14 protein-coding genes are annotated in these 13,483 nt (G+C 61.8%); 2 read left to right on the forward strand and 12 right to left on the reverse strand.

Features of this window, described 5'->3' with window-relative positions:
• The first annotated feature begins 74 nt into the window (after positions 1-74).
• Complete coding sequence (gene ychF / locus VPX56_RS13205; RefSeq protein ID WP_326466854.1) at positions 75-1,169, forward strand: redox-regulated ATPase YchF; 1,095 nt, start codon at positions 75-77, stop codon at positions 1,167-1,169.
• A 155-nt stretch (positions 1,170-1,324) separates the two neighbouring features.
• Positions 1,325-3,613: an FdhF/YdeP family oxidoreductase gene (locus VPX56_RS13210; RefSeq protein ID WP_326466856.1), complete on the forward strand. Its 2,289-nt coding sequence runs from the start codon at positions 1,325-1,327 to the stop codon at positions 3,611-3,613.
• 16 nt (positions 3,614-3,629) lie between these two features.
• On the opposite strand, the gene VPX56_RS13215 is transcribed toward VPX56_RS13210, so the two are convergent.
• The 12 genes from VPX56_RS13215 to VPX56_RS13270 all read right to left on the reverse strand — a co-directional run bounded on the left by VPX56_RS13215 (position 3,630) and on the right by VPX56_RS13270 (position 13,475).
• A complete protein-coding gene (locus VPX56_RS13215) occupies positions 3,630-4,376 on the reverse strand; it encodes a phosphate/phosphite/phosphonate ABC transporter substrate-binding protein (protein ID WP_326466858.1) in 747 nt (248 codons plus the stop codon).
• Positions 4,369-5,340: a fatty acid desaturase gene (locus tag VPX56_RS13220; RefSeq protein WP_326466860.1), complete on the reverse strand. Its 972-nt coding sequence runs from the start codon at positions 5,338-5,340 to the stop codon at positions 4,369-4,371. The genes VPX56_RS13215 and VPX56_RS13220 overlap by 8 nt, the downstream gene beginning before the upstream one ends.
• A 130-nt stretch (positions 5,341-5,470) precedes the next feature.
• Positions 5,471-6,397, reverse strand: coding sequence for a catechol 1,2-dioxygenase (catA, locus tag VPX56_RS13225; RefSeq protein ID WP_326466862.1), 927 nt, complete (start codon positions 6,395-6,397; stop codon positions 5,471-5,473).
• Between the two features lie 33 nt (positions 6,398-6,430).
• Positions 6,431-6,715: a muconolactone Delta-isomerase gene (catC, locus tag VPX56_RS13230; protein ID WP_131632348.1), complete on the reverse strand. Its 285-nt coding sequence runs from the start codon at positions 6,713-6,715 to the stop codon at positions 6,431-6,433.
• A gap of 9 nt (positions 6,716-6,724) precedes the next feature.
• Positions 6,725-7,840, reverse strand: coding sequence for a muconate cycloisomerase family protein (locus VPX56_RS13235; protein WP_263611111.1), 1,116 nt, complete (start codon positions 7,838-7,840; stop codon positions 6,725-6,727).
• On the reverse strand, positions 7,824-8,603 hold the full coding sequence (pcaD, locus tag VPX56_RS13240; protein WP_326466867.1) for a 3-oxoadipate enol-lactonase: 780 nt from the start codon (positions 8,601-8,603) through the stop codon (positions 7,824-7,826). Before pcaD ends, VPX56_RS13235 begins: the two co-directional genes overlap by 17 nt.
• A gap of 13 nt (positions 8,604-8,616) precedes the next feature.
• Complete coding sequence (locus tag VPX56_RS13245; RefSeq protein ID WP_131632345.1) at positions 8,617-9,279, reverse strand: 3-oxoacid CoA-transferase subunit B; 663 nt, start codon at positions 9,277-9,279, stop codon at positions 8,617-8,619.
• Positions 9,276-9,959, reverse strand: a complete 684-nt coding sequence (locus tag VPX56_RS13250) for a 3-oxoacid CoA-transferase subunit A (RefSeq protein ID WP_131632344.1) — start codon at positions 9,957-9,959, stop codon at positions 9,276-9,278. The genes VPX56_RS13245 and VPX56_RS13250 overlap by 4 nt, the downstream gene beginning before the upstream one ends.
• Positions 9,956-11,269, reverse strand: a complete 1,314-nt coding sequence (locus VPX56_RS13255) for an MFS transporter (protein ID WP_326466873.1) — start codon at positions 11,267-11,269, stop codon at positions 9,956-9,958. The genes VPX56_RS13250 and VPX56_RS13255 overlap by 4 nt, the downstream gene beginning before the upstream one ends.
• 30 nt (positions 11,270-11,299) lie before the next feature.
• Positions 11,300-11,794 (reverse strand): flavin reductase, encoded by a 495-nt coding sequence (locus VPX56_RS13260; protein ID WP_131632342.1) that lies wholly within the window; start codon positions 11,792-11,794, stop codon positions 11,300-11,302.
• Positions 11,795-11,804: 10 nt separating this feature from the next.
• Positions 11,805-12,731, reverse strand: coding sequence for a PDR/VanB family oxidoreductase (locus VPX56_RS13265; protein WP_326466876.1), 927 nt, complete (start codon positions 12,729-12,731; stop codon positions 11,805-11,807).
• 9 nt (positions 12,732-12,740) lie between these two features.
• Positions 12,741-13,475: an SDR family NAD(P)-dependent oxidoreductase gene (locus VPX56_RS13270; RefSeq protein ID WP_326466878.1), complete on the reverse strand. Its 735-nt coding sequence runs from the start codon at positions 13,473-13,475 to the stop codon at positions 12,741-12,743.
• Between the last annotated feature and the right edge of the window lie 8 nt (positions 13,476-13,483).

A 13,483-nucleotide genomic window follows, 5' to 3' on the forward strand; every position in this document is an offset into this window, starting at 1 on the left:
GGCAAAGTTATTTACTTTTCTTCAATCGGTTATATCTAACGGATTGATTATCAAGATATTAAGGTGATTTAGAAATGGGATTCAAATGCGGTATCGTCGGTCTGCCAAACGTGGGCAAATCCACCCTCTTTAACGCCCTGACCAAAGCGGGTATTGAAGCGGCGAACTTCCCGTTCTGTACCATCGAACCTAACACCGGCGTTGTTCCAATGCCCGATCCGCGTCTGGATCAGCTCGCGGAAATCGTAAAGCCGCAGCGCATTCTGCCAACCACCATGGAGTTCGTGGACATCGCGGGCCTGGTAAAAGGCGCGTCCAAAGGTGAAGGCCTGGGCAACCAGTTCCTGACCAACATCCGTGAAACCGAAGCCATCGGCCACGTGGTGCGCTGCTTCGAAAACGACAACATTATCCACGTAAATAACAAAGTGGACCCGGCTGACGACATCGACGTCATCAACACCGAGCTGGCGCTGTCTGACCTCGACACCTGCGAACGTGCGATTCACCGCGTGCAGAAGAAAGCCAAAGGCGGCGACAAAGACGCTAAAGCGGAACTGGCTGCCCTGGAAAAATGCCTGCCGCAGCTGGAAAACGCGGGCATGCTGCGCGCGCTGAAAAACCTGACGGAAGAAGACAAGGCGGCAATCAAATACCTGAGCTTCCTGACGCTGAAGCCAACCATGTACATCGCCAACGTGAACGAAGACGGCTTCGAGAACAACCCATACCTGGACAAAGTGCGTGAAATCGCCGCGGGTGAAGGCTCTGTGGTTGTCGCGGTATGCGCAGCGGTTGAGTCCGACATCGCCGAGCTGGACGACGCCGACCGTGAAGAGTTCATGGCCGAGCTGGGTCTGGAAGAACCGGGCCTGAACCGCGTAATCCGCGCAGGCTACGAACTGCTGAACCTGCAAACCTACTTCACCGCTGGCGTGAAAGAAGTGCGCGCATGGACTATCCCTGTCGGCGCAACTGCGCCTCAGGCGGCGGGTAAAATTCACACCGATTTCGAGAAGGGCTTCATCCGCGCGCAGACTATCGCCTTCGAAGACTTCATCACCTATAAAGGTGAACAGGGTGCGAAGGAAGCCGGCAAGATGCGTGCAGAAGGGAAAGATTACGTCGTCAAAGATGGCGACGTGATGAACTTCCTGTTCAACGTCTAATTCGATTTTGATTTTAAAAGGCCTCGATTTTTATCGAGGCCTTTTTATTTGTCGGCAGGCTTCATTTTTCGGCCCGGCACGATCCATTTTTGTTGTCATTTTGTTAAACAAAGCGGTGTAGAATTCATCTGATAACCTATCCAGCAGGAGTCCAGATGAAGACCAAAAAACGCGCCGTTCCCGGAATCAGACACTACGACGGCCCTGCTGGCGGCTGGGGCGCGCTTAAGGCCACGGCCATTGCGGTACGCACCCAGATGGACACGCTGGACGCCCCTGCCACCCTGCTGCGCACCAACCAGCCCGACGGTTTTGACTGCCCGGGCTGCGCGTGGCCCGATAAAGAGCATAAATCGACGTTTCAGTTCTGCGAGAACGGCGCGAAGGCCGTCACCTGGGAGGCCACCAGCAAACGCGTAACGCCGGCGTTTCTGGCGGAAAATACCGTCACCTCCCTGCTGGCAAAATCTGACTTTGAGCTGGAAGGCTATGGTCGACTGACGCGTCCCCTGCGCTATGACCGCTCGAGCGACACTTTCCGCCCCGTCGAATGGGATGAAGCCTTTGAGCGCATCGGGGAGATCCTGCGCGGACTCGAGCCGGACAGTGTTGAATTCTACACCTCCGGTCGCGCCTCCAACGAAGCGGCCTATCTGTTTCAGCTTTTCGCCCGCGAATTTGGCACCAATAACTTCCCGGACTGCTCCAACATGTGCCACGAAGCCACGAGCGTCGGGCTGCCTCGCTCTATTGGCATCGGTAAAGGCACGGTATCGCTTGATGATTTCGACAAAACCGAACTGGTGATTTCCATCGGGCACAACCCCGGTACTAACCATCCGCGCATGATGGGCACCCTGCACGAGCTGTCGCGCCGCGGCGTGCCGATTATCGTTTTCAATCCGCTGCGTGAAAGGGCCCTGGAACGGTTCGCCGATCCGCAAAGCCTGATTGAAATGGCCACCTACAGCTCAACCGATATCGCCTCAACCTATTTTCAGGTCAAGGCGGGCGGTGATGCCGCGGCGCTGAAGGGGATCGCCAAACACCTGCTGGAACGAGAAGCGGCGCAGGGCGGCACGCTGGATAACGCCTTTATCGCCGCCCACACTCAGGGCTTCGACGCGTTTTCCGCAGACATCACGCAGACGACGTGGGAAGCCATCGAACGCGAGTCCGGTTTAGCCAGGGCGGAGCTGAAAACCGTCGCCGATGCGTACGCCAAATCGAACGCCACCATCATTACCTACGGCATGGGGATCACCCAGCATAACAAAGGCACGGCAAACGTCCGCCTGATTGCCGACCTGCTGCTGATGCGCGGCAATATCGGCAAGCCAGGCGCGGGGATCTGCCCCCTGCGCGGCCACTCCAACGTGCAGGGAAACCGAACCGTTGGCATCACCGAGAAACCGACGCCCGCTTTTCTGGGTCGCCTGAAGGCGGTTTTCGGCTTTGAACCCCCTTCGCAACACGGTCACGATGCGGTGGCAGCCACGCAGGCAATGATCGACGGGCGATCAAAAGCGCTGATCTGCCTGGGCGGTAACTTCGCCGTGGCGATGCCCGATCACCAGAGGGGATTTCCGGCGATGAACACGCTGGATCTGAGCGTTCACATCGGCACCAAGCTGAACCGCACGCACCTGCTGGTTGGCAAAGAAACCTATATTCTGCCGTGTCTTGGCCGCACCGAACTGGATATTCAGGAGACGGGACGTCAGTCCATTACCGTGGAAGACTCCATGTCGATGGTCCATGCGTCGTCCGGGAAGCTGAAGCCCGCCTCACCGTCGATCCGCGCTGAGCCTGCTATCGTGGCCGGGATGGCAAAAGCCACCCTCAGCCACACCCGAGTGGGCTGGATGGATCTGGTGGCGGATTACGATCTGATCCGCGACCTGATTGAGCAAACCATTCCGGGATTTGAGGGCTACAACGCGCGCATTCGCATCCCGGGTGGCTTCCGGATGCCGCTGCCGCCCACGCAGCGCGTCTGGCCCACGGCTACGGGCAAAGCGATGTTCTCCGTGTTTGACGGCGTGGACGAAAATGCGCGGGGCGTAGGCGATAACCTTCTGCGCCTGATTACGCTGCGCAGCCATGACCAGTACAACACCACCATTTATGCTCTGGACGACCGCTACCGCGGCGTGTTTGGCCGCCGCGACGTGCTGTTTATGAACGAAGAGGATATGGCGCGGTTAGGACTGGAGCACGGGGACCGGGTGGATATCGAAACCGCGCTGCCGGGCAGCGTTCAGCGTCTTAATGATATTACCGTGGTGGAGTACAGCATTGCGCCCGGCACCGTGGGCGCCTACTATCCGGAGGCGAACGTTCTGGTACCGCTTGATTACCTTGATAAAGAGAGCGGAACACCCTCTTATAAATCGGTGCCCGTAAACGTCAGGCTGCGCTCAAAGGACATTCGTCCGCTCTAGTCCTCCGATAAACGCGTCAGTCGAGCAGCTGGTAATAGGCCTGGCGCGTCACCTCGCTAAACCCGCCGATCAGCACCGCGCTGCACTCTTCCCGGTATTCCGGGTTGTTGACCAGCTCGTTAAGCGCGTCGCGAATAGCCTGGAGCGTCGCGGGAGAGGTTTGACGGGCAGTAATCAGCGGCAGCCCGGGGGTCAGCGGCGTACGCTCTATCACGGCCAGCCCCGCCAGCAGCGCCGGTTCATGACGCTGCAGCAGGGCATAGGTCACGCAGTCAATGGCGGCGATATCGCCTGCCCCACGCCCTACGTCGACCAGAGACTGTCGGTGGCTGCCGCTGAACGTCACTGATGAGAAATAGTCGTTTACCGCAGCAGGCGCGATCTTTTTGCGCAGCACGTTGTAGCCCGACTGCGAATCCGGCGAATTACACACCGCGCGTCGCCCGCGAAAGTCAGCCAGCGTCCGGTGCTTATCCTCCTCGCGCACGACCAGAAAACTGCGGTAGTGAATCCCTTCACAGCCCGGCGCGGCGTAGTGAAAACAGCCGACTACCTGCACGTCCGGCAGCGTCGTCATCAGCGGGTAGCCGCAGGTCTGGCTCAGCGCCAGATCGGGCTGCTGCCAGAGCGTGAGCAGATCTTGCTCCGGCGACGCCGCCACCGTTATGCCGCGCGCCAACAGCAGGCTTTGTATCGTCCGCCATAGCGCGTCGGTATCGGCCCGATTGACGTCATACATCGGAAACGCCATCAGCTTACTCATGCTCCTCTCCTCGCTTAACGCCCGGATGAACGGTGACGTCTACCGGCCTGACCCAGAATCGGCGCAGCCATTCGCCGTATCCCTTAACCAGAAAGCCGTGGTTACGCTGCTGGTAAGCCTCCCGGCCGTGGAGGTAGATCGTCTTCAGCCCGTACCAGGGAATGCCGGGTAAGTCGTGATGCACTGAATGGTAGTTAAGATTCAGAAACAATACCCGCCAGAATACCCCGGCCTCGTTGATCGCCGAGCGCGCCAGCGGATCGTCCGCCGCGCGGTGTTCAAGAAAAGAGCGCACTTTGGTGAGCGCCAGCGCGGGATAGCTTACGGCCAGCACAAACCAGACGGGCGAGAAACCGACGCCGATCATCCAGGCGAAAAGCCCCGCCAGCAGCAGTCCGTGCGTCAGCCACATTCCCATCGCGCGCCATCGCCGATGGCGAAACGCCCCCGCCGCGCCGCCCAGCGTCTGCAGAATATCCAGCAGCGGGGCCAGCAGCAGCCGTCCGACGAAAGTATTGCGCGCATGGATAACACGCTTCTGCCAGGGGGAAAAGCGCGCCCAGCTCTCGCGGGTGAAATAGTAGGACTCCGGGTCGTCCACCGGCACGGTCAGACTATCGTGGCGATGGTGCGCCAGGTGCGAATCGCGGTACAGGCCATACGGATACCAGACCGCCAGCGGCATCGCGCCGCACAGCGCGTTAAGCCAGGCGATGCGGGTTGGGTGCCCGTGGATCAGCTCATGCTGGAGCGACATATACCAGGCGGTAAACCAGATAAGCAACAGCGTGGCGGGCAGCAGGCCGAGCGTTTGCCAGAACATCAGGGTGGTAAACCAGCCGCCATAAACAGCGATAATTAACAGCCAGGTCGGCAGCTCGCTTCGCCACAGCAGCGAGGCCGAGAGGCGGTGAATATGTTCCCGCTGGCCTTCGTTTAGATAGAGCGTACTTCGTTTACCCATTCTTTCAGACGCCATTTTCGTCAGTCATGATATGTGCTGACGATCTGCGAAAACGCCTGAAATAACAAAGAACTTAAATCGCTTTGCTTTGCCAAAAACAGGGGCAGCGCTGATACGCTGCCCGCTATCGTTACTCCTTCACGCGGGCGCGCTTGCCGCGCTCCTCGTCGGCGCTTCCCGCCGCCGACACCAGGACAAAATCAAAACGCACTTCCGTATGCGGCCCATGGATATCGCGCTCGCGGGCAACGGTGCCGTCGGTAATTTTCACCGGATCGGCAATCAGCTCTTCGCGGGTAGCAAAGGCAAAATCGTCCCACAGGTATTGGTCGCCGCTGAGGTTGATTTGCGTGGTCAAATGCTTAAAGCCCGGCGCAGAGACGAAAAAGTGGATATGCGCCGGACGATTGCCGTGACGGCCCAGACCGTTGAGCAATTTTTGCGTTGGGCCATCCGGCGGGCAGCCGTAGCCGCACGGCACAATGCTGCGCGCAGCGTAGGTGCCGTCGGCTGCCGTCTTAACGCGACGACGCAGGTTATATTCACTCTGCGACGGGTCGAAGAACGAATAACCGCCATGGGTATTGGCGTGCCAGATATCCACAATCGCCCCGGGCACCGGGTTCCCCGCAAGGTCAGTCACCTTGCCGTGCAGCCACATCGCCTCGGCCTTCTCGCTGCCGTCATCCATGCGCGCAAAGTCCTGGCTCAGCGGCGCGTTGGCAACGTAGAGCGGTCCTTCGATGGTGCGCGGCGTGCCGATTTCGCTTCCGGCCGCCGCCTCTTTTTCATCGGCGCGCATGTCCAGATAGTGCTCCAGGCCCAGGCCCGCCGCCAGCAGCGCCGCTTCTTTACGCTCGCCCAACTCGTTGAGATAGTTAACGGCGATCCAGAACTCTTCGTCGGTGATGTCGAACGTTTTGATGGTATTGCACAGGTCGCTCAACAGCTGGTGCATGATGGCCTTGAAGCGTTCGTTGCCCCCGTCGGCGTTCAGGCCGCTGCCGATCGCCAGCAGGGTTTCCAGTTCGGACTGATGTGCAGGATTCTTTGACATTGCAGGTTCCTCGGTTGTGTAGGGTATGGGCTGTTATGCGTTATGTATTGATGAGGGATGCGCGCAGAGCGGCTGCACGCTGATGTCCATGTACGGATAGAGCGGCAGCCCGGTCAGCAGCAGGTGCAGCTCCTGATTATCCGCCACGTCAAAAATGCTGACGTTGGCGTACTGCCCGACCACCCGCCAGATGTGCAGCCACTTGCCTTCACGCTGCAGGCGCTGCGAATAGGCTTTCTCTTTGGCTTTGATCTCATCTGCCTGCTCCGCCGGCAGCGAGGCCGGTATGTTGACGGTCATTTCGACTTTGAACAGCATGAAAGCTCCTTACGGGCGCGCGTAGTGGCGCAATTTATCGGTGTCGATGTCGATGCCCAGACCCGGGCCGGAGGGCAGCGTGACCTGTCCCCGGCTAAAGTCGAGCGGGCGCACCACGACGTCGTCTTTTAGCAGCAGCGGGCCAAACATCTCTGTCCCCCACCGCATCGGGACCGTGGACCAGGCGTGCAGAGAGGCCAGGGTTCCGACGGTGCCTTCCAGCATGGTGCCGCCGTAAAGCGCCACGCCCGCCGCCTGCGCGACGTGCGCCAGCTTCAGCGCCTGCGCGGGGCCGCCTGCTTTCGCAATTTTCAGGGCGTACGCGCCGGTAAACCCGCCGTTTGCCAGGGCGTAGCCGTCGTGGCTGGTGCCGACCGCCTCATCCGCCAGAATCGGCACCTCAAAGCGCTGGCTGAGGGTAATGAGGCCCTGCCGGTCCCAGAGCGGGATCGGCTGTTCCACCAGGTCGATACCGCCGTCCTGAAGCTGACGCATCCCTTTTACGGCGGTCGTCAGATCCCAGGCCTGATTGACGTCCACGCGGATGCTGACCTCGTCGCCCAGCGCAGACTTAATGGCCAGCGCGTGACGAATATCCGTCGCCAGATCCCGCGCGCCAATCTTGAGCTTGAAGGCGTCGTGCCGCCCTTCCGCCAGCAGGCGCCTGCCCTCCTCGATGTCTTTTTCCGTGTCGCCGCTGGCCAGCGTCCAGAGCACCGGCAGCCGCTCGCACAGCGCCCCACCGAGCAGCGCGCTAACGGGCACGCCCAGCGCTTTTCCCTGCGCGTCCAGAAACGCGGTTTCAAGGGCTGACTTCGCAAACGTATTGCCCTTCACGCTGGCGTTCATAACGTGCGCCAGCGCCGCCGGGCCGCTGAAGGTCTTGCCGCAGAGCAGCGGTGACAGGTAGGTTTCGACGGCGGATTTGATCGCCTCCGGGCTTTCCGCCCCATAGCTCAGGCCGCCGATGGTGGTGGCTTCGCCCCAGCCCACCACGCCCTCTGCGCAGGTCATGCGCACGAGGGCCAGCGTCTGGCAGCCCATGGTCGCCATCGACAGCCTGTGCGGGCGAACGGTTGGGATATCCACCAGCCAACAGGCGATGGATTCAACGGTGATGCTCATGCTGTGCTCCTGCATTTAAGAAGGTGATGACGTGCTGGCTAAACGCCCCGGCGCAGGCCACGTTAGAAAGATGTGAGGCGGGCAGGGCCAGGCAGCGCGCCTGCGGGGCATCCTCCACCAGCCGTTCTGCGTCGCGTAGCGTAGTGACCGGGTCCTCGTCTCCGGCAATCACCAGCATCGGGCGCGGCATGGCCTGCACGTCGTTCCGCAGGTCGGCGAGTGCCAGCGCGTCGCAGCAGGCGGCGTAGCCCTCAGGCGAGGTTTCACCCAGGGCGTCGATCAGCGGCTGCACCGCTTCCGGGTGGCGCTGACGGAAAGCGGGCGTAAACCAGCGATCGGCCGCCGTGGCGGCGACCGGGGCCATCCCCTGCTGACGCACCAGCGCGGCGCGCTGCCGCCAGCCTTCCGGCTCGCCAATTTTTGCGGCAGTGTTGGCAACCGCCAGACGATGAAAACGTTCCGGCGCATGGCGGTTCAGCCACAGCCCCGTCATGCCGCCCAGCGATATCCCGCAAAAATGAGCCTGCTCCACGCCCAGGCGATCCAGCAGAGCAATAACATCGTTGCCGAGCGACGCCAGGCTTACGCCCCCCGGCGGCAGCGGAGAACGCCCGTGCCCGCGCGTGTTGTAGCGCAGCACGCGAAAATGCTGTGTAAACGCAGGCATCTGCGCTTCCCACATCCCGTACGTCGTGCCGAGGGAGTTCGACAGCACCAGCAGCGGGGCATCGCTCGGGCCGTCCAGTCGGTATTCCAGATCCATAGGCTCTCCCGCCTTATGCCGTAGCATCGTCATTAAACAGCGCGAAGGTCAGCGTCACGGGCGTGACTGACCGCAGATAGTCGGCCGTGATATCGCCAAACAGTTCCCGCACCACCACGCCCTGTTCCGTAATGTCCATCACCGCCATGTCGGTGTAGATCCGGTCGATGCAGGCCATCCCGGTCAGCGGATAGGTGCAGGTTTCGACGATTTTGCAGACGCCGCTTTTGGTGAGGTGTTCGGTCATCACAAACACCTTCTTCGCGCCAATCGCCAGGTCCATCGCCCCGCCCACGGCCGGGATCGACGAGGGTTCCCCGGTGCTCCAGTTCGCCAGATCGCCGCGCGCGGAAACCTGATAGGCACCGAGCACGCAGATATCGAGATGGCCGCCGCGCATCATGGTGAAGGAGTCGCCGTGGTGGAAATAGCAGCCCCCGGCCAGCAGCGTGACGGGCTGCTTGCCGGCGTTGATGAGCTCGGGATCGTCTTCGCCGGGCGCAGGCGCGGGCCCCATGCCCAGGATGCCGTTTTCGCTGTGCAGGAAGATTTCGCGGTCTGCTGGAAGATAATTGGCGATGCGTGTCGGCATCCCGATGCCGAGGTTGACGTACGCCCCTTCCGGAATGTCCCGCGCAATGCGCTGCGCCAGCTGCTGTGGGGTTAATGTGTTCATGCGGACTCCTTGCGTGCGGTCGCGACCTGCACCACGCGCTGGACAAAAATCCCCGGCGTCACCACCGCTTCCGGGTCCAGCTCGCCCAGCGCCACCGTCTCGCTCACCTGCGCGATGGTGCAGGCGGCGGCTGTCGCCATGATCGGGCCAAAGTTGCGCCCGGTTTTGTCAAACACCAGGTTGCCCCAGCGGTCGGCCTTCAGCGCCTTGATCAGCGCGAAGTCGGCCCTCAGCGGCGTTTCGAAAACGTAATCCTTGCCGTCGATGCGGCGCGTCTCTTTGCCCTCGGCCAGCTGCGTGCCGAAGCCGGTCGGCGTGAAGATCCCGCCCAGCCCCGAACCTGCGGCCTGAATGCGCGCGGCGAGATTGCCCTGTGGAACCAGCTCCAGCGCGACCTCCCCCCGACGATAGAGATCGTCAAACACCCAGGAGTCCACCTGGCGCGGGAAGGAGCACACGACCTTTTTCACGCATCCGGCCTTCAGCAGCGCCGCCAGGCCGTAGTCGCCGTTTCCGGCGTTGTTGCTGATGAGGGTCAGCTCGCGCGGCCTGCGGCGGATCAGCGCGTCCAGCAGTTCCGCCGGCTGTCCGGCGGGACCAAAGCCCCCCACCATCACCACCGCGCCGTCAAAGACGTCCGCCACCGCGCGGTCAATGTCCGTTATCCTTTTATCAATCATTGTTTTTCCTCGTGTTGGGACGGCAGGCTGCGCAGCGCAATCCACGCCAGAAGCGCGTAAACCATCAGCAGAAGGGAGACCGGCCAGGAGGCGTCAAATTCGATCAGCAGCGCCACCGCCAGCATCGGGCCCAGGCCGCCGGAGAAGATCGACCCGACCTCGTGCCCCAGCGCCAGCCCGGAGTAGCGCACCCGCACCGGGAAGAGATCGCTCATAATGCAGGGCTGGGTGCCGATCATCGCCCCGTGGCAGAACGGCAGGCCGAGGAACATGGCGAGCATGATCCAGCCGTAGCTGCCGGTAGAGAGCAGCCAGAAGAACGGGAAGGCCATCACCAGCAGGCCGATCGCGCCGATGTAATAGACCGGCTTAAGGCCGATGCGATCCGACAGCGCCCCCCAGAACAGAATCGAGAAGAACTCCACCAGCATCGCCAGGGTGACGGCGCTGATAATGTCCCCGGTGCTGATGCCGATATGTCTGGCGTAGACCACCGAGAAGGTGAAGAAGATGTATGACGCGCCGTTCTCCGGAAGGCGCAGGGCGATAGCCTGCAGGAGCGCTTTCGGGTGGTCGCGCACCAGGATCAGCAGCGGAATTTTTTCGTGCTTCTTTTCCGGCTTCGCCTCGGTGAACGCCCTGCTCTCGCGGATGTTTTTGCGGATATAGACGCCCACTAAAAAGATGACGATGCTCAGCAGGAACGGCACGCGCCAGCCCCAGCGCATAAAATCGGATTCCGGCAGCTGCTGCACCAGGTAAAAGGCAAACGCCGAGAGGACAAACCCGCCGGAGACGCCCATCTGGCTCCAGGCGGTGTAGTAGCCACGGCGCGAGGCCGGGGCGTTCTCGCTGAGCATCAGCACCCCGCCGCCCCACTCGCCGCCGGAGGCCACGCCCTGCAAGAAGCGCAGGATGATGAGCGTCAGCGGCGCCCAGAATCCGATCTGCGCATAGGTCGGCAGCAGGCCAATGACGAAGGTCGTGGCGCCCATCAGCGTCAGGGTCATGATCAGCGTCATCTTGCGGCTGTATCTGTCCCCGATGTGGCCGAAAACGATGCCGCCCAGCGGACGGGCCAAAAAGCCCACCGCGAAACCGGAAAACGCCAGCAGCGTGCCCTGCAGCGGATCGCCCCCGACCGGGAAGAACAGCGGCCCAAACACCAGCGCCGCGGCGGTGCCGTAGAGGAAAAAGTCATACCACTCGAGCGCATTCCCCAGCACGGAGGCAATCACCAGCCTGCGCATCTGGCTGGCATCCTGACCCACCTTCGCGGTGATTTTTTGTTCTGTGACGACATTGCTCATTACGCATTACCCCTGTGGTCAGGAAAAAAGCTACGCCTCAATGTCATGCCCGACGGCATGGTAACGACGGTTGAAGTAGACCAGCCCGCGCGGCTGCTCGCTGATGCGAATGGCCTGCACCTGGCAGTAAAAGACCGAGTGGCTGCCGACCTCGTGGCAGTCGGCAATCAGGCAGTCGAAGCTGGCGACGGACGAGCTGAGCACCGGCGCGCCGCTGTTCATCACCTGCCAGCTGTCGTGAAGAAAGCGCTCCTCAGACCGCAGGCTGGCGTTGGCAAAGACCCCCGACAGCGCCTGATGGTGGCTGGAGAGGACGTTCACGCACAGCACGCCGTTGCGGCGGAAGTGTTCGTGCGCGTAGGAGTTGCGGTTCATGCAGACCAGCAGGGTTGGCGGCTGGTCGGTCACGCTACAGACGGCAGAGGCGGTAAAGCCGAACTTGCCCGCCGGGCCGTCGGTGGTGATCACCGACACGGCGCTGCCGAGCTGGGCCATCGCATTACGAAATTCAGTTTGCAGTGTCATGGGAGTCCCCTTACAGATCGATGACTAAACGCCCGCACTTCGCGCGGGAGCAGCAGAGCAACATCTGGTCGCCTTCGGCCTTCTCTTCGTCGGTGAGGTAGCGATCGCGGTGATCCGGCTCACCCTCGATTACGTCAGTCAGGCAGCTGCCGCAGATCCCCTGCCTGCAGGAAACGTTGACCTTTAGCCCGGCCAGCGCCAGCGCCTCGACGATGGTCTGGTTTTCCAGCACCGTCACGGTGATGCCGCTCGCGGCAGCGACCACCTCAAAGGCTTCCCCGCCGGTTTCGACCTCGGCGCTAAAGCACTCCTGATGGATCTGCTCCGGCGCATAGCCGCTGGCTAACGCCTGCGCGTTCACCGCCTCCATCAGCCGCGACGGGCCGCACACGTACACGTGGGTGTTGGGCGGCACGTCGCGCAGCACGGCGGCAAGATCCATGCGCTGCTCATCGCTGAAGTGCAGATGGGGCGAATACGGCGACGCGTCCAGGTGTGAAACAAAGGCCGCCTGCGCGCGCGAACGGGCGCAGTAGTGCAGCGCAAAGCTGCGCCCGGCGGCATGAAGCTCGGCGGCCATCGACAGCATCGGGGTAATGCCGATCCCGCCGCCGATCAGCAGGGTATGCGCAGCGCCCGCGTCCAGCGCAAAGAGGTTGCGCGGTTCGCTAACGGCAATCGCATCCCCTTCCTGCAGAGCGTGTACGGCCAAGGATCCGCCCTTTGAGCCTCCCTCTTTCAGGATGCCCAGCCGGTAGTGATGGCGGTCCTGCGGGTCGCCGTACAGGGAGTACGGGCGAATCAAATCGTCGGCAAGATGCAGGTCGATATGCGCTCCGGCGCTGAACGCCGGAAGCGGCAACCCTTCAGCGTGCGCCAGCGTCAGCAGGACAACATCGCCCTGCAGCTCACGTCTGATAATCTGCAAAGTCAGCATGGTGGCTCCTTAACGCATAAACAGGCCGCCGTTGATGTCCCAGGTCGCCCCGGTGACAAACGACGCCTGAGGTGAAGCCAGCAGCGCCACGGCCTGCGCGATAAATTCCGCTTCGCCGAGCTTGCCCACCGGGATCATCGCCAGCAGTCCGGCCATTTTTTCTTCCGGCACCAGGGCATGCACCACCGGCAGATCCATCGGCCCCGGCGCAATGGCGTTAACCGTCACGCCGGATTTAGCCAGCTCGCGGGCAAAGACCTTGGTGAGCGTTAAAATGCCGCCCTTAGAGGCCGCATAGTGCGCACCCGACGCCGTGCCGCCGTTTTGTCCGGCGAGCGAGGCCAAGTTGATGATTCGGCCATAGCCGCGGCTGGCGAAATAGCGCCCCATCGTCTGGCAGCCGACAAAGGTGCCGCGCAGGTTGGTGGAAAGCACCCGGTCGAATTCGTCGACCCCGATCTCCATCACCGGCGTGGCGAGGGTGAGCGCGGCGTTGTTCACCAGCACGTCAAGGCTGCCGAACCGGGCCACGGTGGCGTCCAGCGCGCGGTCGAAATCCTGCGGCTGGCGGATATCCAGCCCCAGCGCCAGCACGCTGCCGTTATCCAGCTCGTCCGCAGCCTGCTGCGCGCGCGCGGCGTCGACGTCGGTCAGCACCACCTGAAAACCCTGCTCCAGAAGGCTGGCGGCAATAACCTTGCCGAGACCGGCCGCCGCCCCGGTCACTAATACGGTTTGCGTCATGCGTATTT

Source organism: Enterobacter wuhouensis (assembly GCF_035835995.1).
GTDB classification, from domain to species: domain Bacteria; phylum Pseudomonadota; class Gammaproteobacteria; order Enterobacterales; family Enterobacteriaceae; genus Enterobacter; species Enterobacter wuhouensis.

What these genes read in the sequence shown, in the direction of transcription:
- VPX56_RS13235 (WP_263611111.1), bottom strand. Translation starts at nt 7,840, where the DNA reads ATGAGCATCACCGTTGAATCCATCGCCTGTTGGCTGGTGGATATCCCA.
- catC (WP_131632348.1), bottom strand. Translation starts at nt 6,715, where the DNA reads ATGCTGTTCAAAGTCGAAATGACCGTCAACATACCGGCCTCGCTGCCG.
- VPX56_RS13215 (WP_326466858.1), bottom strand. Translation starts at nt 4,376, where the DNA reads ATGAGTAAGCTGATGGCGTTTCCGATGTATGACGTCAATCGGGCCGAT.
- VPX56_RS13210 (WP_326466856.1), top strand. Translation starts at nt 1,325, where the DNA reads ATGAAGACCAAAAAACGCGCCGTTCCCGGAATCAGACACTACGACGGC.
- VPX56_RS13250 (WP_131632344.1), bottom strand. Translation starts at nt 9,959, where the DNA reads ATGATTGATAAAAGGATAACGGACATTGACCGCGCGGTGGCGGACGTC.
- catA (WP_326466862.1), bottom strand. Translation starts at nt 6,397, where the DNA reads ATGTCAAAGAATCCTGCACATCAGTCCGAACTGGAAACCCTGCTGGCG.
- VPX56_RS13260 (WP_131632342.1), bottom strand. Translation starts at nt 11,794, where the DNA reads ATGACACTGCAAACTGAATTTCGTAATGCGATGGCCCAGCTCGGCAGC.
- VPX56_RS13270 (WP_326466878.1), bottom strand. Translation starts at nt 13,475, where the DNA reads ATGACGCAAACCGTATTAGTGACCGGGGCGGCGGCCGGTCTCGGCAAG.
- pcaD (WP_326466867.1), bottom strand. Translation starts at nt 8,603, where the DNA reads ATGGATCTGGAATACCGACTGGACGGCCCGAGCGATGCCCCGCTGCTG.
- VPX56_RS13220 (WP_326466860.1), bottom strand. Translation starts at nt 5,340, where the DNA reads ATGGGTAAACGAAGTACGCTCTATCTAAACGAAGGCCAGCGGGAACAT.
- ychF (WP_326466854.1), top strand. Translation starts at nt 75, where the DNA reads ATGGGATTCAAATGCGGTATCGTCGGTCTGCCAAACGTGGGCAAATCC.
- VPX56_RS13265 (WP_326466876.1), bottom strand. Translation starts at nt 12,731, where the DNA reads ATGCTGACTTTGCAGATTATCAGACGTGAGCTGCAGGGCGATGTTGTC.
- VPX56_RS13255 (WP_326466873.1), bottom strand. Translation starts at nt 11,269, where the DNA reads ATGAGCAATGTCGTCACAGAACAAAAAATCACCGCGAAGGTGGGTCAG.
- VPX56_RS13245 (WP_131632345.1), bottom strand. Translation starts at nt 9,279, where the DNA reads ATGAACACATTAACCCCACAGCAGCTGGCGCAGCGCATTGCGCGGGAC.